The 21,923-nt window shown below is 71.9% G+C and carries 18 protein-coding genes; 10 read left to right on the top strand and 8 right to left on the bottom strand.

Features of this window, described 5'->3' with window-relative positions:
• Positions 1-16 precede the first annotated feature (16 nt).
• Positions 17-931, bottom strand: coding sequence for a LysR family transcriptional regulator (locus ABJI51_RS41390; protein ID WP_348956667.1), 915 nt, complete (start codon positions 929-931; stop codon positions 17-19).
• 70 nt (positions 932-1,001) lie between these two features.
• Here ABJI51_RS41390 and ABJI51_RS41385 point away from each other — a divergent pair, with 70 nt between their 5' ends.
• The 3 genes from ABJI51_RS41385 (at position 1,002) to ABJI51_RS41375 (ending at position 5,018) form a co-directional block, all read left to right on the top strand.
• On the top strand, positions 1,002-2,735 hold the full coding sequence (locus tag ABJI51_RS41385; protein ID WP_348956666.1) for a pyruvate dehydrogenase: 1,734 nt from the start codon (positions 1,002-1,004) through the stop codon (positions 2,733-2,735).
• Positions 2,736-3,891: 1,156 nt separating this feature from the next.
• Positions 3,892-4,284 carry a hypothetical protein gene (locus tag ABJI51_RS41380; protein ID WP_348956665.1) on the top strand — a complete coding sequence of 131 codons (393 nt, stop codon included), beginning with the start codon at positions 3,892-3,894 and terminating at the stop codon, positions 4,282-4,284.
• A gap of 83 nt (positions 4,285-4,367) precedes the next feature.
• Entirely contained in the window at positions 4,368-5,018 is a 651-nt protein-coding gene (locus ABJI51_RS41375) for a GmrSD restriction endonuclease domain-containing protein (protein ID WP_348956664.1), read from the top strand.
• Positions 5,019-5,087: 69 nt separating this feature from the next.
• Here ABJI51_RS41375 and ABJI51_RS41370 read toward each other — a convergent pair whose 3' ends face one another.
• Together ABJI51_RS41370 and ABJI51_RS41365 are read right to left on the bottom strand one after the other, a co-directional pair.
• Positions 5,088-6,317, bottom strand: coding sequence for an HNH endonuclease signature motif containing protein (locus ABJI51_RS41370; RefSeq protein WP_348956663.1), 1,230 nt, complete (start codon positions 6,315-6,317; stop codon positions 5,088-5,090).
• Between the two features lie 34 nt (positions 6,318-6,351).
• Positions 6,352-7,200, bottom strand: coding sequence for a fructosamine kinase family protein (locus ABJI51_RS41365; RefSeq protein WP_348956662.1), 849 nt, complete (start codon positions 7,198-7,200; stop codon positions 6,352-6,354).
• 54 nt (positions 7,201-7,254) lie between these two features.
• Here ABJI51_RS41365 and ABJI51_RS41360 point away from each other — a divergent pair, with 54 nt between their 5' ends.
• Positions 7,255-7,611 (top strand): MmcQ/YjbR family DNA-binding protein, encoded by a 357-nt coding sequence (locus ABJI51_RS41360; protein WP_348956661.1) that lies wholly within the window; start codon positions 7,255-7,257, stop codon positions 7,609-7,611.
• On the opposite strand, the gene ABJI51_RS41355 is transcribed toward ABJI51_RS41360, so the two are convergent.
• The 3 genes from ABJI51_RS41355 to ABJI51_RS41345 all read right to left on the bottom strand — a co-directional run bounded on the left by ABJI51_RS41355 (position 7,536) and on the right by ABJI51_RS41345 (position 10,871).
• Complete coding sequence (locus ABJI51_RS41355; RefSeq protein ID WP_348956660.1) at positions 7,536-8,393, bottom strand: GNAT family N-acetyltransferase; 858 nt, start codon at positions 8,391-8,393, stop codon at positions 7,536-7,538. The two genes, ABJI51_RS41360 and ABJI51_RS41355, sit on opposite strands and share 76 nt — an antisense overlap.
• A gap of 80 nt (positions 8,394-8,473) precedes the next feature.
• Positions 8,474-10,540, bottom strand: a complete 2,067-nt coding sequence (locus tag ABJI51_RS41350; protein WP_348956726.1) for a putative Ig domain-containing protein — start codon at positions 10,538-10,540, stop codon at positions 8,474-8,476.
• 106 nt (positions 10,541-10,646) lie between these two features.
• A complete protein-coding gene (locus tag ABJI51_RS41345) occupies positions 10,647-10,871 on the bottom strand; it encodes a hypothetical protein (protein WP_348956659.1) in 225 nt (74 codons plus the stop codon).
• 274 nt (positions 10,872-11,145) lie between these two features.
• Between ABJI51_RS41345 and ABJI51_RS41340 the strand changes: the two genes are divergently transcribed.
• Positions 11,146-12,345, top strand: coding sequence for a phospholipase D-like domain-containing protein (locus tag ABJI51_RS41340; RefSeq protein ID WP_348956658.1), 1,200 nt, complete (start codon positions 11,146-11,148; stop codon positions 12,343-12,345).
• A gap of 43 nt (positions 12,346-12,388) precedes the next feature.
• Here the strand turns inward: ABJI51_RS41340 and ABJI51_RS41335 are convergent, their stop codons facing one another.
• Positions 12,389-15,364, bottom strand: a complete 2,976-nt coding sequence (locus ABJI51_RS41335) for an AfsR/SARP family transcriptional regulator (protein ID WP_348956657.1) — start codon at positions 15,362-15,364, stop codon at positions 12,389-12,391.
• Positions 15,365-15,664: 300 nt separating this feature from the next.
• Here ABJI51_RS41335 and ABJI51_RS41330 point away from each other — a divergent pair, with 300 nt between their 5' ends.
• The gene (locus tag ABJI51_RS41330) at positions 15,665-16,033 is read left to right on the top strand and encodes a DUF488 domain-containing protein (protein ID WP_348956656.1); all 369 of its coding nucleotides are present in this window, start codon (positions 15,665-15,667) and stop codon (positions 16,031-16,033) included.
• A 52-nt stretch (positions 16,034-16,085) separates the two neighbouring features.
• Here ABJI51_RS41330 and ABJI51_RS41325 read toward each other — a convergent pair whose 3' ends face one another.
• Positions 16,086-17,123 (bottom strand): LacI family DNA-binding transcriptional regulator, encoded by a 1,038-nt coding sequence (locus tag ABJI51_RS41325; RefSeq protein WP_348956655.1) that lies wholly within the window; start codon positions 17,121-17,123, stop codon positions 16,086-16,088.
• Positions 17,124-17,275: 152 nt separating this feature from the next.
• Here ABJI51_RS41325 and ABJI51_RS41320 point away from each other — a divergent pair, with 152 nt between their 5' ends.
• From ABJI51_RS41320 to rhaS, 4 genes are read left to right on the top strand one after another with little or no spacing between them, the layout of a single operon-like run.
• Complete coding sequence (locus tag ABJI51_RS41320) at positions 17,276-18,790, top strand: sugar ABC transporter ATP-binding protein (RefSeq protein ID WP_348956654.1); 1,515 nt, start codon at positions 17,276-17,278, stop codon at positions 18,788-18,790.
• Positions 18,787-19,827 carry an ABC transporter permease gene (locus ABJI51_RS41315; RefSeq protein WP_348956653.1) on the top strand — a complete coding sequence of 347 codons (1,041 nt, stop codon included), beginning with the start codon at positions 18,787-18,789 and terminating at the stop codon, positions 19,825-19,827. Before ABJI51_RS41320 ends, ABJI51_RS41315 begins: the two co-directional genes overlap by 4 nt.
• Positions 19,820-20,809: an ABC transporter permease gene (locus tag ABJI51_RS41310; protein WP_348956652.1), complete on the top strand. Its 990-nt coding sequence runs from the start codon at positions 19,820-19,822 to the stop codon at positions 20,807-20,809. The genes ABJI51_RS41315 and ABJI51_RS41310 overlap by 8 nt, the downstream gene beginning before the upstream one ends.
• A gap of 5 nt (positions 20,810-20,814) precedes the next feature.
• Positions 20,815-21,876 carry a rhamnose ABC transporter substrate-binding protein gene (gene rhaS / locus ABJI51_RS41305; RefSeq protein WP_348956651.1) on the top strand — a complete coding sequence of 354 codons (1,062 nt, stop codon included), beginning with the start codon at positions 20,815-20,817 and terminating at the stop codon, positions 21,874-21,876.
• The last annotated feature ends 47 nt before the right edge of the window (positions 21,877-21,923 follow it).

Genomic DNA, 21,923 nt, shown 5'->3' with positions numbered 1-21,923 from the left:
CCCGCCGGGGCGAGCCTCACACCGTCGCATGTGGACGGTCGAGGTCGGGCGGCACCAGCCGCGGTCCGGCGCCGAGGACGTGGCGGCGGAAGGTTTCGCTCAGCGGCGGGAGATTCCGCCCGGCCGCCCACGCGAGGCCGATGTCCCGCGTGGCGTCCACATCGGTCAGTTCCAGGTGCGGCGCCGGGAATGCCGCCGTGTGCGGCAGCGGGACCACGGCCACGCCGAGCCCGGCGGTGACCAGCCCGCGCAGCGTCTCGACCTCGTCGCCCTCGAACCCGACGCGCGGGCTGAACCCGGCCTCGGCGCACAGCCGCTCGGTCGTTTCGCGCAGCGCGTACCCGGGCCGCAGGAGGATGAACGTCTCGTCCGCGACGTCGGCGAGGCGGACGCGGCGGCGGCGCGCGAGCCGGTGCTGCGGCGGCACCGCCAGCCGCAGCGGCTCGACGAGCAGGCGCGTCCAGGCCAGCTGGGCGTGCTGCGGGTCGCCGCTGGTGAGGACGAGGTCCGCGGTGCCGCCGAGGAGTTCGGCTTCGAGGCCGGCCTCGCCGTGCTGCCGCAGCTCGAAGCGCGCGCCGGGGTGTTCGCGCAGGAAGTCGCGCAGCACCGCGGGCACCAGCCACGTCCCGAAGGTGTGCAGGAAGGCCAGCGGCACGACACCGGTGCCCGGCGCGACGATCTCGCCGACCTCCCGCAGTCCCTGGTCGAGCTGGTCGAGCACGAGGTCGACGTGCCGTTTGAAGGCGTGCCCGGCCGGGGTCAGCCGCAGCACCCGCCCGGACCGGCGGAACAGCTCGGCGCCGGCGTCGCGCTCCAGCCGCCGCAGGGCGCGGGAGAGCGCGGGCTGGGTGAGGTGGCCGCGCGCGGCGGTCTCGGTGACGGTCGCGCCCTCGGCGACTTCGCGGAAGAGGCGCAGCGTCTGCACGTCCATGCCGTCAGTGTATGGATTATCCCCCAATCAGGCATTGGACGCATGTGTCTGCCCAGGTCACGCTGGAGGTATGGCAACCGTGGCAGAACAGCTGGTCAGGACCCTCCGGGACGCGGGGGTCGAACGCATCTACGGCATCGTCGGCGACAGCCTCAACCCGATCGTCGACGCGGTCCGCCGCACCGACGGCATCGACTGGGTGCACGTCCGCCACGAGGAGACCGCCGCCTTCGCCGCGGCGGCCGAGGCGCAGGTCACCGGCAAGCTCGCGGTGTGCGCGGGCAGCTGCGGGCCGGGCAACCTGCACCTGATCAACGGCCTGTTCGACGCCCACCGCACGGGCGCGCCGGTGCTGGCGATCGCGTCGCACATCCCGTCGAACCAGATCGGCACGGGCTTCTTCCAGGAGACCCACCCGGACCGGCTGTTCGCCGAGTGCAGCCACTTCAGCGAGCTGGTGGCCGAGCCCGAACAGCTGCCGAGGCTGCTGCGGATCGCGACGCAGGCGGCCGTCGGCAAGGGCGGCGTCGCCGTGCTGACCATCCCCGGCGACCTCGCCGACCGCAAGGCGACCGGGCCGCTCACCGAAAAGCTCCCGCTCGTGACGCCGTCGCCTGCCGTGCCGCCCGCCGAGGTCGTCCAGGAACTGGCGGACCTGCTGAACTCGGGCGAGAAGGTGATGTTGTTCGCCGGCGCGGGCGTCCGCGGCGCGCACGACGAAGTCATGGCGGTGGCGGGGAAACTGGCCGCGCCGGTCGGGCACTCGCTCGGCGGCAAGGAGTGGATCCAGTACGACAACCCGTTCGACGTCGGCATGAGCGGCCTGCTCGGCTACGGCGCCTGCTACGACGCGATGCACGAGGCCGACCGGATCGTGTTGCTGGGCACGGACTTCCCGTACGACAACTTCCTCCCGCAGGCGCGGACGGTCCAGATCGACCACGACGCGTCGCGCCTCGGCCGCCGCACGCCGCTGGACCTGGCGGTGCACGGCGACGTGAGGGAGACGTTGCGTGCGGTGCTGCCGCTGCTGCGTCCCCGCGGCGGCCGTGCGTTCCTCGACCGGATGCTGCGCGAGCACGTGCGGAAGCTGGAGAAGGTCGTCGGCGCGTACACGACGAAGATCGAGCACCGCCGCCCGATCCACCCCGAGTACGTCGCGTCGGTGCTGGACGAGGTCGCGGCCGAGGACGCGGTGTTCACTGTGGACACCGGCATGGGCAACGTCTGGGCGGCCCGTTATCTGACGCCGAACGGCCGCCGCCGGGTACTCGGCTCGTTCCGGCACGGCAGCATGGCGAACGCGCTGCCGCACGCGATCGGCGCACAGCTGGCCCAGCCGGGCCGCCAGGTGGTGTCCCTGTCGGGCGACGGCGGCCTGTCGATGCTGATGGGCGACCTGCTGACGCTGCCGGCGTACGACGTCCCGGTGAAGGTGGTGGTGTTCAACAACGCGACGCTGGGCATGGTGAAACTGGAGATGCTGGTCGACGGCCTCCCGGACTTCGGCACCGACCACCCCCAGGTGAACTTCGCGGCAATAGCGGCGGCATGCGGCGTGTTCTCGACACGGGTCGAGGACCCGGCGGACGTACGCGGCGCACTGGAGAAGGCCTTCGCCCACCCAGGCCCGGCGGTGGTCGAGGTGGTGACCGACCCGAACGCGCTGTCGATCCCGCCCCGCATCACCGGCGAGATGGTCCGCGGCTTCGCGCTGGGGGCAACAAAGACGGTGCTCAACGGCGGCGTGGGCAAGATGGTCGACCTGGCCCGAGCCAACCTCCGCAACACCCCACGGCCATAGCCCCGGCTACCCACGGTGGTGTTCGACCACTCGTTCGGCTGCTGGGGCGCGGAGGGGTAGGCCTCCTACCGTCGAGAGAGCGCTCGCCGACCGGCGACTCGGCGACTCGGCGTGGGAGGTGTGGACCGGCGTGCTCGTGGCACTCCAGCACCCGACCGACGGCCGCCCCAGGCCCCCGGCAGTGGAGTACGTGGTGGGGCTGCTGCAGTCGTGGGGACCGGGCCCGGACCACCTGACGGGGCTGGCTCTGGTGGGAATCAGCGTGCCGGGCCGGGGCGGTCCGCGGTCTGTGGACGCGCTGGTGTTCACGCCATGTGGGGTGGTGGTGATCGCGGCCGGAGAGCCGGGCCCGGTGACGTGGCCCGGGCCGCGAGAGCGGGCTGCCGCGGCAGTGGAGGCGGCGAGGGGCGCGCTGGCCGGGCAGGAGGGCGGAAGGTATGTGACCGGGCTGGTGGCGATGGTGCCGCGGGGGAATGGCCGGGAGGTTGGCTCGGCTGGGCTGAGGGAGGCCGGGGACGGGGTTGGCTCGGGTGGCGAGGTCGGGGCGAGCTGGGCCCGGGCCGGGGTTAGCTCGGCTGGAGAGGCCGGGGCGAGGTGGGCTGGGGGCAAGGTTGGCTCGGCTGGTGAGGCCGGGCTGAGGAGGACCAGCGGCGAAGTCGCCGCGGCTGGGGTGACTGGTGAGGCCGGGCCAAGGTCGGCTGAGAGCGGAGTTGGTTCGGGCGGGGCGACTGAAGGGACCGGGTCGAGGTGGGACGGGGGCGGGGTTGGCTCGGCTGGGGAGGCCGGGCTGAGGAGGACGAGCGGTGAAGTCGCCGCGGCTGGGGTGGCTGGGGAGGCCGGACCAAGGTCGGCTGAGAGCGGAGTTGGTTCGGGCGGGGCGACTGGAGGCACCGGGTTGAGGCAGGTCGGAGTTGATCCGGCTGGAGGCACAAGGCCGAGGCGGGCGGAGCGCGAGGTTGGCTCGACCGGAGAAGCCGGGCCGAGGTCGGCTGAGAACGGAGGCGGCCCAGCCGGAGCCACGACCGCCCGCGGCCGCGGATCCGAACCACCGCTGGGCTCGGCCGGATCCGCACCCACCCAGCAACCCGTCTCCGCGCCCGCACCGCACCCGTGCATCCCCGCGGCCGGATCGCCGCCAGTTCACGATGTCGCCGTTGTGCTCGCCGAATCTGCGGGGCTGCGGCGGATCATCCGGCAGCACAACCGCTGGCGGACCGTCTGGTCGGCCGATGACGTCCTCGACGCCTGCTACGCCCTTTCCCTCGCCCACCTCGCACCCTCCCGGGCCGCGCTGCTTGCCGATGGCTTCCCGGCGCGGGTGCCCGTCGTGACGCCGCTGCCGCAGCTGCCCGCCGTCCTTTCGCTTCCGCCCGAACCCGCGCCGCCCGTGCTGCGGGATGAGCCGCAGATTCTGCCGCGCGCTGCCGTTCTCACTCGGGTGCGGCCGATCCGGCAGGTTCCGTGGGGACTGCTCGTCGTGCTGACCCTGCTCGTCACGCTCGGTGTTGTTGCCGCCGTTTTCGTTGCGCAGGTCTTTCACGGCTCGTGAAGATCGCGTCAGTCCGCCCTGTTGCACCGTTTCCAGGCCGGGGCGGCTGGGCACTTACCCGGCAGACGTGAAAGGGGTTCACGATGCCGCGCGCGTTTTCGCTGGTCCTGCTGGCCGTCCTGGCCGGCTCCGCCCTCACCGGCTGCAAGCTCGCCTCTGGACTGCCTGCCGGGGGACCGGCCACCACCGCCGCGCCGCCGGTTGCTCCGGCCGAGGCGCGGACGGAGCTGGCCGCGCTCAAGATCGCCGTGCGCGGCACCATGGACGGCTACAGCCGCGAGAAGTTCCCGCACTGGGACAAGGTCGACGCCAACTGCGACGTCCGCGAGCAGGTCCTCAAGCGCGACGGCCAGGACGTCACCACCAGCGCCGACTGCGCCCCGAAGTCCGGCACGTGGGTCAGCCCCTACGACGGCGCGACCTGGCACAAAGCGTCCGATGTGGACATCGACCACATGGTCCCGCTCGGGCAGGCCTGGATCAGCGGCGCCAAGACGTGGACCCAGCAGCGGCGCGAGCAGTTCGCCAACGACCTCGTCCGTCCGCAGCTGCACGCCGTCACCGACAACGTCAACCAGCAGAAGGGCGACAAGGCCCCGGACCAGTGGAAGCCGCCGCTGGTCTCCTACTGGTGCACCTATGCCATCGACTGGATCGTCGTCAAACGCAACTACGGCCTGACGATCACCGTCCCGGAGCGGACGGCACTCGAAACCATGCTCGGCCATTGCTGACGCTCGGCCGCAGCTTGTCTTGAACGCGTGGGTGTAGGCCCGTAGCCGTGTGGCTGCGGGCCTGTCCCGTCACGCTGCGAAGGGCAGCGGTTCGTGGAGGTTGTTGCGCCGGGGTTTTCGGCGCCTGTCCAGCCACACTGGTGGCAGGAACTCCGGTAGGCCGTCGGCCGCGATCCGCACGTCCCACCCAGACCGGTGCAGCAGCCGATGGTGGTGGGCGCACATCAGGACCAGGTTCCCCAGCTCGGTAGGGCCGCCTTCGGACCAGTGCCGGATGTGGTGACCCTGGCAATGCCGTGGCGGCCGATGACAGCCCGGGAACGCGCACCCGCGGTCCCGCAGATACAACGCCCGCCGGATCCCGGGTGGAACCAGCCGCCGCAACCGCCCGACATCCAGGGGCTCACTGTGGCTACCCAGCACCGCCGGGATGACCATGCAGTCGCAAGCGTGCAGCCGCGCCTCGGCGGCAGAAATCGTCCCGGTATCACCGAGCAGAGCCTTGCCGATACCGGTCTTCAAGTCTTCCAGCGAGATCGCGACCATCACATGCGCCCGCTCACCAGCCTGCATCGGCAGCTCCGGCGAGTTGGCTGCGAGATCCATCGCATCGGAGAACGCATCGCCGTAGCGTTCCAGCGGCGATCGTAGATCCGGGCCTTCGTCGGTGGAGCGGCGCTGGGCCAGGGCATCCAGCACCGCACTGGCCCGGGTCCCGGTCTCGTCGTCGAACCGGCCGTGCAGCTCCCATACCCCGGATCTCTTGCGCCGCAACGATAACTCACGGTCCGGGCGGGCGGGTTCGGTCTCGGCCGGTTCCTGCCCGTCCGGGACAAGGTGGGCCAGAATCCGCGCACCAAGGGTCGCGACCTGCTTGTGCCCGGCATCAGCGGCGAAGCTCAGCAGGTCCTGCTCAACCCGATCACGATGCTCAGGCGGAACATCCCGCAACACGGTGACGATCGTATCGATCATCGGATCGCTTAAGCGTCCTTCGCGGGCCACCGAAGCGACCTCGGGAGCCAAGGGAGGTATAGGAGTGCCATCAAGGGCAAGCCCGGGATGAAGCTGCCGAGCCCGCTTGACCAAGACCTCGGCAGCCTGCCGAGGCAGATCGGCCAGATGCTCCAGAAACCGCGCCACGGAACGGTATCCGAACATCTCCATCACGCCGCGCTGCTCGATCCCGACCAGGATGGCGCCGATTTCCGCTTCCCTGGACCGGATCTCCGCGAACAGCTCACCGAGCCGGTCGGCGAGGGCCTCCGGTTCGGCGTTCCACACAGCGTTGGTGGTCATGACCCCAGAGTGCCCGGCAGTCGAACATCTGTCATCACTCGAACCGGTGAAACGGTTCCAGAACGGCCCGCGCCGCCGCCACGGCCTGCCCGGCATACGACTGTCCGAACAGGACAGTGTGGACCAGCAGCGGGAACAGCTGGTGCAGCCCGATCCGCGCGGCCCAGCCGTCGGCCAGCGGGGTTTCCTCCTGGTACGCCGCCATGACGCGGTCGAGGTGCGGGCAGCCGAACAGGTGCAGCATCGCCAGGTCCGTCTCGCGGTGCCCGCCGTGGGCTGCCGGGTCGATCAGCCAGGCCTCGTGGCCGTCCCACAGGACGTTGCCGTTCCACAGGTCTCCGTGCAGGCGGGCCGGTGGCTCCGCCGGGGCCGCGAACCGCTCGCACGCACGCTCGAACACCGCCGCTTCCGCCGGGCCGAACGTGCCCGCGTCGACCGCGGCGCGGACGTACGGCAGGACCCGGTGCTCGGCGTACCAGGACGCCCAGTCCTCGCCCGGGACGTTGGCCATCGGGGCCAGGCCGATCCACGCGTCCGCGGGCCCGTCCGGGGGAGCGGCGCCGAACGCCGGTGCGCCGGACGCGTGCAGCCGGGCCAGGCCGCGGCCGAGCCGTTCCGCCGCCTCCGCGGAGGGGCGTCCGTCCGGGACGCGGTCGATGACCAGCCAGTTCTCGTCGAAGCCGTGCACCGCGGGCACCCGCACCACGCCGGGCTGGGCCAGCCAGCGCAGCCCGGCCGCCTCGGCTTCGGCCGCGCCGGGGGCGTGCCCGTGCTTGGCCACCACCACCCGCTCGTCGTCGAGCGTTGCCTCGCGGAGGTCGCCGGAAAGCCGCCGCGATCCGGTGACGGCGTGCCCGGTGAGCCGGGCGACGGGCTCGGTCATGTCCCGCACCGTACCGGCGCGCTACGGTGGTCGCCGGAGACAGGGGGAACGAACGTGACGGTGCAGGTCCGGGAACTCGAGCAGCTGCTCGGCAGGCTGGCGGAGGTCGAGCGGTCGGAAGCGCGCGACTACTCGTCGTTCAGCGTGCGCGGCAAGCGGTTCGGGTACTTCTGGCCGCGGACCCGGACCGTCGGCCTCAAGCAGGAGATCGCCGAGCAGCTGGCGCTGGTGTCGGAGCGGCCGGACGTCTTCGAGGTGCAGTTCACCGCCGGCGGCTTCGGCTGGGTGGTGGTGTACCTCGACGGCATCGAGGCCGACGAGCTGGCCGAGCTGGTCTACGAGGCCTGGCGGCTGTCCGCGCCGGAGGACCTCGTCGCGGCGGTGCCCTTCACCAGGATCGCCCGCGCGTAGAGCAGGTCGAACCCCTGCCGCTGGACGTTCTGCTGCGACTTCGAGCCCGGCTGCGTGGTGACGACCGCGAGGTCGCACCCGGCCGCCGCGGCCGCCGCCAGCCGCGCCCGCAGCAGCGACGTCTGGACGCCGCGGCGCCGGTGGGACGGCAGGGTCGCGGCGCCGGTGAACTGCGCGATCCCGTCGGTGACCCGGAAACTCGCGCCGCCGGCGAACTCGCCGTCGCGTTCGGCCAGGTACCGGCGGACCCCGGTCATGTCCCGCAGCGCGTTCACCAGCGTCTCCCGCGGGAAGTCCTCGTGCGCGGGCAGGCCTTCGGTATCGGCGACGGCGGACGCGTCGGCGACCTTGGCCAGCCACGTTTCCAGCTCGTCGTCGCGCACCGGCCGGATGTCCTTGGGAAACGCTGTGTCGCCGACCCGGCGCCCGAGCACGTTCTCGTAGGACTCCAGGCGGTACCCGCGTGCGGTCAGGAAGGCACCGACCGCGGCGTCGCCGAGCTGACACAGCTCGACCTGCACCGGGGTGCCGGACGCGGCGAAGGCGGCCTCGATCTCGTCGAGGGCACCGGCGTCCGGAAGGCCACCGAAGCCGAGCCCGGCGACCTTGGTGAACGGCGAATCCGGCTCGGCGAGGCTCGCGACACCCCCGGCGAGCGGGCGGGCGAACCCGTCGCCCCGCCGGGCCCGCGAGCCGGCCCCCGCCTCGACGACCAGCCGGACCTCGGCGCGTTCGATCCGCCCGGCCAGCGCCGTGCCGCAAAACAGCCGTTCCCCGTCCACGTCCCCACGATGGCGGACGCGGACGGGGAACTCCACCGGTTTTGTCGGTGCCCTCCGGTAGCGTGGAAAACGGGGTCTGCTCAGCCCTCCACGCGATGCGAAGCCCAGAACGACGTGAGGTCCGTCGACCCGGCCGCCGCCTGTGCCGCGGCCTTGAACTCGGCCGTGGTCGAGACGCCGTACCAGTGCGACTGCGCGTACGACTTCAGCAGGTTCGCCATCGCCGTGTCCCCGATCAGCCGCCGCAGGTCGTGCAGGGTGCACTTGCCGTAGCCGTAGACCACCGTCGAGTACCGCGACGAATGCGCGTCCCAGTAGGCCATCGAGTTGGTCAGCTTCTCCGCGCTCGACTGCCACGTGATGCCGCAGCCGCTGCCGGTGATCCCGCGGTAGAGATCGGTGGCGTAGTCGGTGAAGCTCTCGTCCAGCCAGGGCGAGTTGTATTCGTCGTCGCCGACGATGCCGTACCACCACTGGTGGGCGATCTCGTGCGGCAGCGCGGTGTTCGACACGAGGTCGAGCACGAAACCGGGATACTCCATGCCGCCGAACCAGAAGTTGTTGTCCAGCACCACGTCCAGCTCGCCGTACGGGTAGTCGCCGAACCGGCCGGAGTGGACGTCGACGGCGTCCGCGGCCAGCGACAGCATCGAGTTCGCGCTGCTGGTGGAGATCCCGCTGACCGAGTAGACGTTCACCCGCACGCCCTTGCCGGACGTCGTGGTGATCTTCGCGAACGGCCCGGCGGCCCACGCGAAGTCGCGCACCTTGGCCGCCACCGCGTGCGTGGTGGTCGTGCTGCCGCTGGTCGTCTCGGTCGACGTGCCGGTGGCCGGGGTCAGCAGCGCCGACGGGTGCACGAGCGTGACGTCGAAGTCGCCGATCACGGTGTAGAACGACTCGCCGTTGTTGGTGTACGGGTCGAGGTGCCAGCCGGCGCCGTCGCGGACCGCGAGCACCGGCAGCGCGTTGCCGATCATGTTGTACGCGCCGTCGTGGCCGAACCGGTCCGCGCCGCTGGGCACGACGATCTTCAGGTCGAACCCGATGGTCGCCGACTGGCCCTGCGCGAGCGGCGTGGGCAGCGTGATCTTCATGGCGGTGCAGTTGACGCTCAGCGCCGACGGCGTGCCGCCGGTGACGTTCGTGACCGTGATCGGCGTCGACGGGCAGCTGCCGTGGTAGTTGTCCCACAACCGCAGGTACACCTCGGGCAGCGCGGTCGCCGAGCCGTTGGTGAAGCCGACGCTCTGGTGGCCGGTCCAGGTGTCGCCCGCGGTGTTCGACGTCAGGTTGACGGTGTAGGCGGGGTTGATCGGCGTCCGCGTCCCGTCGGCCGGGGCCGCGGTGATCGTCCAGGAGAAGGTGGCGCTGCCGCTGTTGCCTGCCGGGTCCTTGGCCGTGACCGTCACCGACGAGGTGCCCGCGGTCGTCGGCGTGCCGGTGATCCTGCCCGTGCCCGCGCCGATCGTCAGCCCGGCGGGCAGGCCGGTCGCGCTGTAGGTGAGGGCGTCGCCCTGCGGGTCACTGGCCTGGATCTGCAGCGACACGGCCTGGCCGACCGCACCGGTCTGGGCACCGGGCGAGGTGACGACCGGGGAGGCCGACGTCCCGGCCGTGGTCAGCGAGAAGTCGTCGAGCAGGAAGTTCGTCGCCAGGCTCGAATCCTCGGTGCCGGTGATCTTCAGCGTGACCGTCTGGCCGAGGTAGCGCGAGACGTCCACGGTGCGCTGGACGTACCCGGTGTTCCGGTCGAGGTTCGAGTAGGTCGCGAGGGTGTCGGAACCGGCCTGGACCACCAGCTTGTCGTAGGCGGTGGCGGTCGTCGTCTCCTTGGTGTCGACGTGCGCCCACCACGACAGCGTCGCCGAGGCGCACCCGGCGGGCAGGGTCAGCGACTGGGACAGGGTGTCGGTGTGCGTGCTGCCGTAGCCGTCCAGCCAGGCGGCCATCGTCCCGCCGTGCGCGGGTTCCTCCGCGGTGGCCGCGGAGATGACCCCGCTGCTCTGGGTCCACGGCGCGGTGCCGGTTTCGAATCCGCCGTTGCCGACGACCTGGTCACCGCAGGCCGCGGCGGCCTGGGCGGGTGTGGCGGTGACGGCGACGCCCAGCAGGCCCGTGGCCGCGGCGAGCGCGGCAGAAAGCACCCTCGATCTCATGGAGGCAGTCCTTTCCCGGCTCCGCCCGTGGGAGCCAGGAGAAGCGTCCTCTGCGGCCGGGGCCGCAACAACCCGCCATGAGTCGGGTTCGCGGTCAGGCGTGCTGCTGGAGCACGTTCAGCAGGATCACCAGCAGCGCGACGGCGCCTGCCACGGCGAGCAGCGCGGAAACCGCGGACCGGATCATTTCCCCGAACCCCTTGGCGGCGCGGGCGCGGGAGGCCGTGTAGTTGGCGCGGGCGTCCCGTGCGGTGTGGACGCGGCTGCCGACGAGCAGCCCGGCACCCAGGGCCAGCAGAACGGCGATGAAGACGGACACGAGCAATTCCTTCCATGTCGGGAACGAGGGACGGTGTCATTTCTAGACCCGACGGACAGCTTGCGCCACGGCCGATCGGCACTGGTGGGAAGTGGTGCGGCCGTCCGCGGTGGTTATCCGCGGTTTCCACTGTCCGGCAAGGGGAATTCGGCTGCCCGCGGCGAGTCCACTGTGGGTTTCCCGGTGCCATGATCTTTTCACGCGTATTGCGGGAAAACGGTCTTATATACGCACGGTGTACGTATCTTGTACGCCGGGTTGCGAGCTTGGCGAGATGATTCCCCAGATCAGGGCGCTCGCCGCGGCCGTGGCCGTCGCGGGCACGATGCTCGCGGTGCCCGCGACCGCCGCGACGGCGGCCGACAGCAGCGGCATGGAAGCGATCTTCAACAACCCGCCCGAAAACGGCGACCGCGACCACTCCATCGAAACGCGGCTGGTGCAGCTGGCCGACGCCACCCCGGCCGGCGCGGAGATCCACATCTCCCTCTACAGCTGGACGCGTCCCGCGCTCGCCGAGGCGATCAAGGCGGCGCAGGCCCGCGGGGTCAAGGTGCGGATCGCGCTCGACGGCGGCGCGGACGACGACCCGGCCAACACCGCGATGCCGATCCTCAAGTCGGCCGGGCTCACGCAGCTGGTGTTCTGCGGCACCGGCGGCGACAACACCGGCTGCATCGCCCACGACGGCAGCCCGCACTCGATCAACCACGACAAGCTGTGGATGTTCTCCGAGACCGAGGGCAAGAAGGACGTCGTCGTCATCGGCTCGTACAACCTGACCTCGGTGCAGGGCAACATGTTCAACAACGCCCTGCTCACCTACGGCGACCCCGGCCTGTACGGCTTCTACCTCGGGCACATGCAGAAGATGCTGGCGCAGAAGAAGGACAACAACTACTACGCCAACGCCGGCTACTTCAAGTCCACGGCCAGCATGGTCACCAGCTACCTCTCGCCCCGTGCGGACTCGGGCGGTGGCACGTCCGAGGAGTTCGCCACGGACACGTGGGCGCAGCTGCTGAAGTGGATCACCAAGTACGAGGCGGGGTGCTCGCTCAACGTGGTGCAGGCGAACATCGCCGACTCGCGCACGCCGGTCGTCACCGAGCTGGCCCGGATCGCCAAGCTGGGCTGCAAGGTCCGGATCGTCTACGACGAGATGGGCACCGCGGCACTGGCCGCGCTCAAGGGCAAGGCGAACATCACGCTCAAGCGGTTCAGCGTCCCGGTGAACGACCGCCGGATCACGGTCCACTCGAAGTACATGCTCTACACCGGCCACTACAACGAGACGGGCAACCGGTCGATCGTCTTCACCGGCTCGCACAACATCTCCGGCGCGGCACTACGTGACAACGACGAGATCCTGATCAAGGTCGAGAACCCGGCCGTCAGCGCGGCCTACCAGGACAACTTCGCGACGATCCTGTCCCGCGCGAAGTGCTCGGCCCCGCCCACGGGCACCTGCTGACCCGCCGTCACCTCCGCGGTTCCCAGGTCCGTGAACGGCACATTCACGGACCTGGGTCCAGGGCGGCGAGAGCGCGCGTCTCGAGGGGCCGGTAGCCCGCCTGGGACGCCAGCTTCACCGCCGCTTCGCCGTGCGTGCGGGCCTGCTCGAGGTCGCCGAGGGCGACGGCGGCTTCCGCAAGGCCGGTCAACGCCGCCGCTTCGCACCACGCGAAGCTCGTTTCGCGGGCGATGCCGAGGGCCGCGGTGAGGTGGGGGACCGCGGCGGCCGCGTCGCCCAGCCTCAGGCACGTCTCGCCCCACGCCGCCAGCGCCGACGCCTCCGTGCCGCGGTCGCCGATGCGGCGGGTCAGCTCCACCGCCTCCGCCGCGTCGGCGAGCGCGCGGGTGCCGTCGCCCGCGCGGGCCTCCAGTACCGCCCGGCCGGACAGCGCCGCCGCTTCGCCGTACTGGTAACCCAGTTCGCGGTTGGCCGTCAGTGCCCGCTCGTAGAACTCCGCGGCGGCCGCGTTGCCGAGGTCGCGGTGGACGTGGCCGAGGTCGACCAGCAGCACCGCCACGCTGAACCGCGCGCCGTCGCGCTCGGCGATCTCCAGTGCGCGGCCGAAGTGGGCGAGGGCTTCGGTGAAGTCGCCGACCTGGCCGCACGCGAACCCCAGGTTGGCCAGTGCCATCGTGATGCCCGGCATCGCGGACTCCTCGCACAGCCGCAGCGCCTCCCGGCCGCACGCGATCGCCTCGTGCGCGTCGCCGAGCCGCTGGTGGACCGCGCTGAGGTTGTTGAGCGCCGCGGCTCGCCCGGCGGGCCAGTCCGCCGCCAGCCCGTCGGCCAGCACCGTCGTCAGGTGCGCGCGGGCTTCGGTGTAGCGGCCGCTGTTCACCCCGGCGAGCGCGATCGACAGCCGCATCGCCGCCTGTGCCTGCCGGTCGCCGCCGTCCTGCGCGGCGGCCAGTGCCGTCGTGGCCGTGTCGATCCACTCGGTGTGGTGACCGCGGTGGTGGAAGAACGCCCGCAGCGCGTCGGTCAGGTGCCAGGCGTACTCGCGCGGGCCGTGCGCCGCCGCGTGCTCGACGGCGGCGGCGAGATTCGGCCACTCGGTGTCGAGCCAGGCCAGCGCGTCCTCGGTGCCGTCGAAGACCTGCTCCGGTTCCGGCCGCGGCAGCCGCAGGAAGTGCGGGATGAGCCGGCGGCCCGCCGCGTCGGCGGTCGCGAGGTAGTGCTCGAAGAGCCGCCGCTGGGCCGCGTCGCGGTCGTCCGGGGTGTCGTCGGCGGCTGCCCGGCCGGCCGCGTAGCTGCGCAGCAGGTCGTGGAAGCGGTAGCGGCCGGGCAGGTGCCGCTCGACGAGGTTCGCCGCGGTCAGGGCCTTGAGCTGCTGCCCCGCGCGGCCTTCGGCGACATCCGCGAGCGACGCGGCCACCGGCGGGGTGAACGTCTGGCCCGGCACCAGCGCGAGTCGCCGGAACAGCAGCCGGTGCTCGGCGGGCAGTGCGCGGTACGACACCGAAAACGCCGTCGTGACGGCACTTTCCTCGGCGCCGTCGACGGCCAGCCCGGCCAGCGGGTCGCCGACGGCCAGCTCACGGGCCAGCTCGGCGATCCCGGACGTCTCCCCGGCGGCGAGGTTCGCCGCGGCCAGCCGCAGGGCCAGCGGCAGGTGCCCGCACAGGCGGGCCAGCTCCGCCGCCGCGGCGGGCTCGGCGGCCACCGCGGGCGGCCCGAGCACGGTCTCCAGCAGCTGCCGCGAGTCCTCCGCCGGCAACGTCGACAGCGGCAGCGGGCGAGCCCCGGTCCGGGCGATCAGGTCGCCGAGCCGCTGGCGGCTGGTGACCAGCACGGTGCCGGACGACGGCAGCAGCGGCGTCACCTGCGCGCTGTCCCGGGCGTTGTCGAGCAGGACCAGCACCCGGCGGTCGGCCAGCAGCGAGCGCCACAACGCCGTCCGCCCGTCCGGGTCCGGCGGGATCGCCCGCGGGTCCGTGCCCAGCGCACGCAGCAGCTGCGCGGCCGCGACGGCCGGGGTGAGCGGCTCGTGCTCGGCGTCGAACCCGCGCAGGTCGAGGTAGAGCTGCCCGTCCGGGAACCGGTCGCGGACCCGGTGCGCCCACCGCACGGCGAGGGCGGTCTTGCCGACGCCCGCGGTGCCGGTGACCACGCGGATGTCCGGCCCGTGCCCGGCGGCGGGTTCGTCGAGCAGGGCCAGCTCGGCGGCGCGGCCGGTGAAGCCGCGGACGTCGTGGGGCAGCTGCGCCGGGCGCACCGGCTCGGGCGGCGGCTCCGGCGTGGCGGTCAGGGCCGGGTCGGCGGCCAGGATCGCCGCTTCCAGCCGGGTCAGCTCCGGCGCCGGGTCGAGGCCCAGCTCGGTGGCCAGGCGGGTGCGCAGGGCGCGGAAGGCGGCGAGGGCGGCGTCGGTGCGGCCTTCGCGGTGCAGCGCCAGCATCAGCTGGCCGACGAACCGCTGCCGCAGCGGGTGCGCGGCGACCAGCGCCGTCAGCTCGGCGAGGACGTCCCGGCCGCGGCCGAGCCGCAGCTGCGCGTCGATGCGGTCTTCCAGCGCGCTCCAGCGGGCCTCGTGCAGCCCGGCCAGCAGCCGCTCGGCGACGTCGGCAGACGCGGCCCCGGCGAGCGCGTCGCCGCGCCAGAGCGCCAGCGCCTCGTCCAACAGGGTGACGGCGTCTTCGTCGCCGGCCGCGCGGGCCCGGCGGACCAGCGCGGTGAAGCGGTGGGCGTCGATCGTGTCGGGGCCGGCATGCAGGACGTACCCGCGGCCGTCACTGGCCAGCTCGGGACCGCCGGCGGCGCGGAAGACGGCCCGGATGCGCGAGACCAGCGCCTGGACGGTGTTGCGGGCGCTGGCCGGGGGAGCGGTGGGCCAGAGCAGGTCGACGAGCCGGTCGAGCGACACCGCGCGGCCGGCTTCCAGGAGCAGGACGGCGAGGACGAGCCGCTGCTTGCGGGAGCCGAGATCGACCGGGACGCCGTCCGCCGTCGCCTCGACGGCGCCGAGGACGCGGAACTCCACCCGGTCACCTCCGTTCACCCGGCCGGGCGTGCAAGCGTACTGCAAGCGGGGTGCAGGGTTACTCCGCGATCCTGGCGGGGCTGAAGGACACACCCCGACGATGTCCACGGCCGGCTCGGCCGCCGACGGAAACGAGGGATTTTCGGCTGTCGCCCTCGGGCGGCACGAGCTGGGGGTAGGGCCACCCCGGCGGTCACTCCCCCCTGACCGCCGCGGTGGCCCTTTGTTCTGGTCCGCTGCTCTGTCCCCTGCTCTGTCCGCCGAGTGGCGGGCCGCGCGGGCGCGACGCAGAATGCGCGCATGCAGCCGACGGTCGTCCGGGTGGCGCGCCTGACCGACCCGGCCGGGCCCGCCGACGGCGTCCGCGTGCTCGTGGAACGGCTCTGGCCCCGCGGCACGGCCCGCACGGCGGTGGTCCTCGACGGCTGGTACCGCACCCTGGCCCCGTCCGACGAGCTGCGCACCTGGTACGGCCACGACCCGGACCGGTTCGCCGAGTTCGCCCGGCGCTACCGCGCGGAGCTGCGCGAGCCGGACCGCCGCGCGGCACTGGACCGCCTCCGCGAGCTGGCCGGCAACGGCCCCCTGACCCTCCTGACGGCCAGCGGCTCACCCCCGATCAGCCAGGCCGCGGTCCTGGCCGAGATCCTCACCGCCGAGACGTCATGAAAGAGTCGTTCACCTCGCCTGGCGTCATGAAAGAGTCGTTCAGGACGTCCGGTCAGCGGAGGGTGGAGGCGCGGACCACCAGCTCCGGGGTGAAGACCACCTGACGGTGCTCGTGGTCCGGTTCGGTGGTCTCGGCCAGCAGGAGTTCCGCGGCCGTGCGGCCGAGGCTGCGGCGGGGCTGGCGGACCGAGGTGAGCGGGACCGCGGCCGCCGCCGCGAACTCGATGTCGTCGTAGCCGATGATCGCCAGGTCGTCCGGGACGCGCATGCGGAGGCTCGCGCACGTCTGGAGCAGCCCCAGCGCCACCAGGTCGTTGGCGCAGAACGCCGCCGTCGGGCGGACCGGGGCGGGCAGGCCCGCCAGCCGCTCGCCCGCGCCGCGGCCGTCGGCCACCGTCAGGGCCGTCGTCGTCAGGTCGACCAGGTGGTCCGGGCCGAGGCCGGCGGCCGCCAGGGCCCGCAGCGCGCCGAGACGGCGTTCGCGGACCTGGCCGACCGACGTGTGGTTGCCGATGAACGCGATCCGCTCGTGGCCCTGCTCGATGAGGTGCCGGACGGCGATTTCGCCGCCGTGGACGTCGTCGACCGCGACCGAGCAGTGCGTGGTGTCGCCGGGGGTGCGGTCGACGACGACCACCGGCGTGCCGCGGCGCGCGATCTCGCCCAGCAGCGGCAGGTCCGGGTCGACCGGCGTGATCAGGATGCCCTGCACCCGCTGCTGTTCCAGCCGTCCGAGGTAGGCCGCCTCGCGCGCGGGCCGGTGCGCGCTGTTGCAGAGGAACAGCGACAGGTCGCTCGCCTCGGCGGCGTCCTCCATGCCGGCGGCGACGTCGGTGAAGAACGGGTTGCTGCCGTCGAGCATGACGTAGGCCAGCACGCGGCTGCGTCCCGCGCGCAGCTGCCGCGCGGATTCGTTGCGCACGAACCGCAGTTCGGCCATCGCGGCCTCGACCTTCGCCCGGGTCGCCGGGCTCACCCGGTCGGGCCGGTTGAGCACGTTGGACACCGTGCCGAGCGAGACGCCCGCGGCCGCCGCGACGTCCTTGATGCCCGCCGCCCGCGGCTCGGCTCCGGGCTCCTTGAGCACCAATCCCACTCCCTCGTTGAAACGTAACATCACCACGAACAACCTGGTGGAGACGCCGTTTGGCCACGACTTCGCCGATGCATTGACTTCCTCTTCCGCCGCATAGTAGCTTCACCGCACCACTTTTGTGAAACCTTTCAATCCCGGAGGTCGCAATGACGCGGCAGAACCCGCCAGGCCCGCTGCTGGAGGTGCGGGGCGTGACGAAGTCGTTCGGCGCGGTCGCGGCGGTCGCCGGGGTGAGCTTCGGCCTCCACGCCGGGGAGGCGCACGCGCTGGTGGGGGAGAACGGCGCGGGTAAGTCCACGATCGTCAAGATGCTCGCCGGGGTGCACAAGCCCGACGAAGGCACGCTGCTGCTGGACGGGCAGCCGGTCGAGTTCGGTTCCCCGGCCGACGCGAAGGCCGCCGGCATCGCGGTGATCTACCAGGAACCCACGCTGTTCCCGGACCTGAGCGTCGCGGAGAACATCGTGATGGGCCGCCATCCCCGCAGGAGCCTGGGCCGGATCGACCGGGCGGCGATCCGCGCCGAGGCCGAACGCCTCTTCGCCCGCCTCGGCGTCCGCATCGACCCGAACCGGCCCGCGCGCGGGCTGTCCATCGCCGACCAGCAGATCGTCGAGATCGCCAAGGCACTCAGTGCCGACGCCCGCGTCCTGGTCATGGACGAGCCGACCGCCGCGCTCACCCAGGTCGAGGTCGACCGGCTCTTCGCCGTCGCCCGGACGCTGCGCGGGGAAGGCGCGGCGATCATGTTCATCTCCCACCGCTTCGAGGAGATCACCGCGCTCTGCCAGCGCGTGACGATCCTGCGCGACGGGCGGCACGTCTCGACCGACGCCCTCGGCGACGTCACCGTCGACGAGATGGTCAAACGCATGGTCGGCCGGGACCTCGACGCGCTGTTCCCCAAACAGGACGTCGAACCCGGCGCGGTCGTCCTCGAAGTCGAGGGCCTGGCCAGGGAAGGCGTCTTCCGCGACATCTCCTTCTCCGTGCGCGCCGGGGAGATCGTCGCCTTCGCCGGGCTCGTCGGCTCCGGCCGCTCCGAGGTCGTGCAGGCCGTCTTCGGCGTCGACGAACGCGACGCGGGCGTGGTCAAGGTCGGCGGAAAGAAGCTCAAGCCGCACTCCTCCCGCGCCGCGATGGCCGCCGGGATGGCGCTGGTCCCCGAGGACCGCCGCCAGCAGGGCCTGGTGATGGACCTGTCGATCGAGCGGAACGTGACCCTGCCGCGGTCGCGTGCCCTGGCGAAGCTCGGCCTGCTGACCGGGGCGAGCGAACGCCGGGAAGCCCGCCGCTGGACCGAGCGCCTGCGCACCAAGTACGGCCGCCTCGGCGACCCCGTCGGCACGCTCTCCGGCGGCAACCAGCAGAAGGTCGTGCTGGCCAAGTGGCTGGCGATGGCGCCGAAGGTGCTGATCGTCGACGAGCCCACGCGCGGCATCGACGTCGGCACGAAGGCCGAGGTGCACCGGCTGATGTCGCAGCTGGCCGCCGAAGGCGTCGCCATCGTGATGGTCTCCTCGGAACTGCCGGAGGTGCTGGGCATGGCCGACCGCGTGCTGGTGATGCGGGAGGGCCGGATCGTGGCCGAGCTGCTGCGGGCCGACGCGACCGAGGACGCCGTCATGCTCGCCGCGATGGGCCAGGGAGCCGCCGCATGACCGCGACCAAGGAGGCTCCCGTGACCGCGCCGGCCACTGTCCACTCGCGACGGTCGTGGACGGCGAACGTGCTGAAGGCGCGCGAATCCGGGATCGTGCTCGCGCTCGTCGTCCTGGTCGCGTTCACCGCGACGCAGAACTCCCGGTTCCTGTCCGGGCAGAGCATCCGCGACATCCTGCTCGGGACGGCGATCCTGGCGGTGCTCGCCGTCGGGCAGGCGATCGTGATGATCACCCGCAACATCGACCTGTCGGTCGGCTCGGTGCTCGGCCTCTCGGCGTTCGCGGCCGGCACGCTCATGAAGGACAACCCGGGCCTGCCGGTGATCGTCGCGATCCTCGCCGGCCTCGCGCTCGGCGCGGTCTGCGGCCTGCTCAACGGCGTCCTCGTCCGCTTCGGCCAGGTGCCCGCGCTGGTCGTCACCCTCGGCACGCTGTACGCCTACCGCGGGGTCAGCTACTTCTGGGCGGGCGGACGGCAGATCAACGCCGACAAGCTGCCCGCGTCCTTCCTCGACTTCGGCACGGCGTCGCTGCTCGGCGTGCCGTGGCTGGTGCTCATCGCACTGCTGGTCCTGGTGCTCGCCGGGATCGTGCTGCGCAGCTACCCGGCCGGGCGGCAGCTGTACGCGATGGGGTCCAGCCCGCAGGCCGCCCAGCTGGCCGGCATCCGGGTGGGCCGCAACACCATCGCGGCGTTCCTGGTCAGCGGCGCGCTCGCGGGCCTGGCCGGGGTCCTGTTCGCCGCCCGGTTCGGCACCGTGGACGCCGCGGCCGGCACCGGCTACGAACTGAACGTCGTGGCCGCGGCGGTCGTCGGCGGGGTCGCGGTGTTCGGCGGCAGCGGCTCGGTCTGGGGCGCGGGCCTCGGCGCGCTCCTGCTGACCGTGATCGGCAGCGCGCTGGCGGTGCTCGACATCAACCAGTTCTGGCAGCAGGCCATCGTCGGCGCGCTGATCCTGCTGGCCATCGGCGCCGACCGGCTCGTGGCCGTCCGGGTCGCCAAGGCACTGAAGAAGAGGGACTCCCATGTCTGAACGGGGAAGCCGGCTGCTCAGCTGGGACACCGCGGTCATCGTGGTGACGGTGCTCGTCCTGGTCGTCGCCTCCGGCGCCGTCGAGAACTTCGGCACCAGCCGCAACTTCACCTTCCTGCTGCTCGACCTGCTGCCGATCGCGCTGGTCGCGCTGCCGATGACGTTCGTCATCGTCACCGGCGAGATCGACCTGTCGGTGGCGAGCACGCTCGGCCTGACCTCCGCGGTGATGGGCTCGCTGTGGGACGCCGGGATGACGATCGAGTCGATCATCCCGCTGTGCCTCGTGCTCGGCGCGGTCCTCGGCGCGCTGAACGGCTTCTTCGTCACCGTGCTGAAACTGCCCTCGCTCGCGGTCACGATCGGCACCTTGGCCCTCTATCGCGGCTTGGCGTTCGTCGTGCTCGGGGACAACGCGGTGGCGGACTTCCCGCGCGCGTACACCAGCTGGGTCACCGGCACGATCGGCGACGGGCCGATCCCGAACGTCCTGATCCCGCTGGTCGTGCTGGCTCTGCTCTTCGGGATCGTGCTGCACGCGACCCCGGTCGGCCGCAGCGTCTTCGCGGCCGGGGCGGGGGAGCAGGCCGCGCGGTTCGCCGGCATCCGCACCGGGCGCCTGAAGTTCTGGCTGTACGTCGTCAGCGGCGCGGTCGCGGGCCTCGCCGGGGTGCTGTGGACCCTGCGGTACTCCAGTGCCCGCGCCGACAACGGCTTCGGCCTCGAACTGGCCGTCGTGGCCGCCGTGCTGCTCGGCGGCGTGTCCATCTTCGGCGGCAAGGGCACCCTGCCCGGGGTGCTCGCCGGGGTGGTCCTGCTGGCGTCCCTGCAGAACGCGCTGCGCCTGCAGGACGTGTCCAACGAAGCCCTCAACATCGTGACCGGCGTGCTGCTCATCGTGTCGGTCCTGCTCCCCAACATCGTGACTTCGGCCCGCACGGCAGTGCGTCGCCGTCGGCAAGCGATCTCCCCGGAAAGGTGACGAAGATGTCCCGACGGTTCCTCACCGGTGCAGTGTCGGCCGGGCTGGTGCTGGTCCTCGCCGCGTGCGGCGGCACGACCAAGAACGACAACGCCGGTTCCGGCGGCCAGCAGTCCACCGCGGCGGCGAACCCCGGCGCCGCGGCGAAGGAGGGCGTCAAGATGGCGTTCCTGCCCAAGCAGCTCAACAACCCCTACAGCGACATCGAGGTCAGCGGCGGCAAGGAGGCGCTTGGCGAGCTGAAGGGCGAGTACAAGCTGGTCGGGCCGAACGACGCCAGCGCGTCGTCGCAGGTCAGCTACATCAACACGCTGATCCAGCAGCAGCAGGACGTCATCGGCATCGCCGCGAACGACCCGAACGCGGTCTGCCCGTCGCTGAACCAGGCCCGCAGTGCCGGCATCAAGGTCGTCGCCTTCGACTCCGACGCGGCCAAGGACTGCCGTGACGTCTTCATCAACCAGGCCACCACGCAGGGCATCGGCGAGCAGCTGGTCAAGCAGGCGAAGGAACTGTCCGGCGGGTCCGGCGAGATCGCGATCCTGTCGGCGACCCCGAACGCCACCAACCAGAACGCCTGGATCGACGTCGCCAAGAAGGAGCTGGCGAAGCCGGAGAACGCGGGCCTGAAGCTGGTCAAGATCGCCTACGGCAACGACGACGACCAGAAGTCGTTCCAGGAGGCACAGGGCCTGCTGCAGTCGTTCCCGAACCTCAAGGTGATCGTCTCGCCGACCACGGTCGGCATCGCGGCCGCCGCGCGTTACGTCAGCACGTCCAGCTACAAGGGCAAGGTCGCGGTGACCGGCCTCGGCACGCCGAACCAGATGCGCGCGTTCGTCAAGGACGGCACGGTGAAGCAGTTCGCGCTGTGGAACCCGGCCGACATCGGGTATCTCGCCGCGTACGCGGGTGTCGCGCTGAAGTCCGGCCAGATCACCGGCAAGCAGGGTGAGAAGTTCAAGGCGGGCAAGCTCGGCGACTACACCATCGGCGAGAACGGCGAGATCGTCCTCGGCCCGCCGACGACGTTCGACGCGAACAACATCGACAAGTTCAACTTCTGACGCTGTTCAGACTCCCGGCGGGGCCGTGACGGGCGGCCCCGCCGGGC

The organism is Amycolatopsis melonis (assembly GCF_040064235.1).
In the GTDB taxonomy this organism is placed as follows: Bacteria; Actinomycetota; Actinomycetes; order Mycobacteriales; family Pseudonocardiaceae; genus Amycolatopsis; species Amycolatopsis melonis.
Note: the sequence above shows the minus strand (reverse complement) of the source record. Positions and strands in the feature narration are given on the sequence as shown.

Coding starts and splice junctions, on each gene's coding strand:
- ABJI51_RS41320 (WP_348956654.1), top strand. CDS start 17,276: ATGACGCGGCAGAACCCGCCAGGCCCGCTGCTGGAGGTGCGGGGCGTG.
- ABJI51_RS41330 (WP_348956656.1), top strand. CDS start 15,665: ATGCAGCCGACGGTCGTCCGGGTGGCGCGCCTGACCGACCCGGCCGGG.
- ABJI51_RS41390 (WP_348956667.1), bottom strand. CDS start 931: ATGGACGTGCAGACGCTGCGCCTCTTCCGCGAAGTCGCCGAGGGCGCG.
- rhaS (WP_348956651.1), top strand. CDS start 20,815: ATGTCCCGACGGTTCCTCACCGGTGCAGTGTCGGCCGGGCTGGTGCTG.
- ABJI51_RS41370 (WP_348956663.1), bottom strand. CDS start 6,317: ATGACCACCAACGCTGTGTGGAACGCCGAACCGGAGGCCCTCGCCGAC.
- ABJI51_RS41365 (WP_348956662.1), bottom strand. CDS start 7,200: ATGACCGAGCCCGTCGCCCGGCTCACCGGGCACGCCGTCACCGGATCG.
- ABJI51_RS41375 (WP_348956664.1), top strand. CDS start 4,368: ATGCCGCGCGCGTTTTCGCTGGTCCTGCTGGCCGTCCTGGCCGGCTCC.
- ABJI51_RS41315 (WP_348956653.1), top strand. CDS start 18,787: ATGACCGCGACCAAGGAGGCTCCCGTGACCGCGCCGGCCACTGTCCAC.
- ABJI51_RS41385 (WP_348956666.1), top strand. CDS start 1,002: ATGGCAACCGTGGCAGAACAGCTGGTCAGGACCCTCCGGGACGCGGGG.
- ABJI51_RS41310 (WP_348956652.1), top strand. CDS start 19,820: ATGTCTGAACGGGGAAGCCGGCTGCTCAGCTGGGACACCGCGGTCATC.
- ABJI51_RS41340 (WP_348956658.1), top strand. CDS start 11,146: ATGATTCCCCAGATCAGGGCGCTCGCCGCGGCCGTGGCCGTCGCGGGC.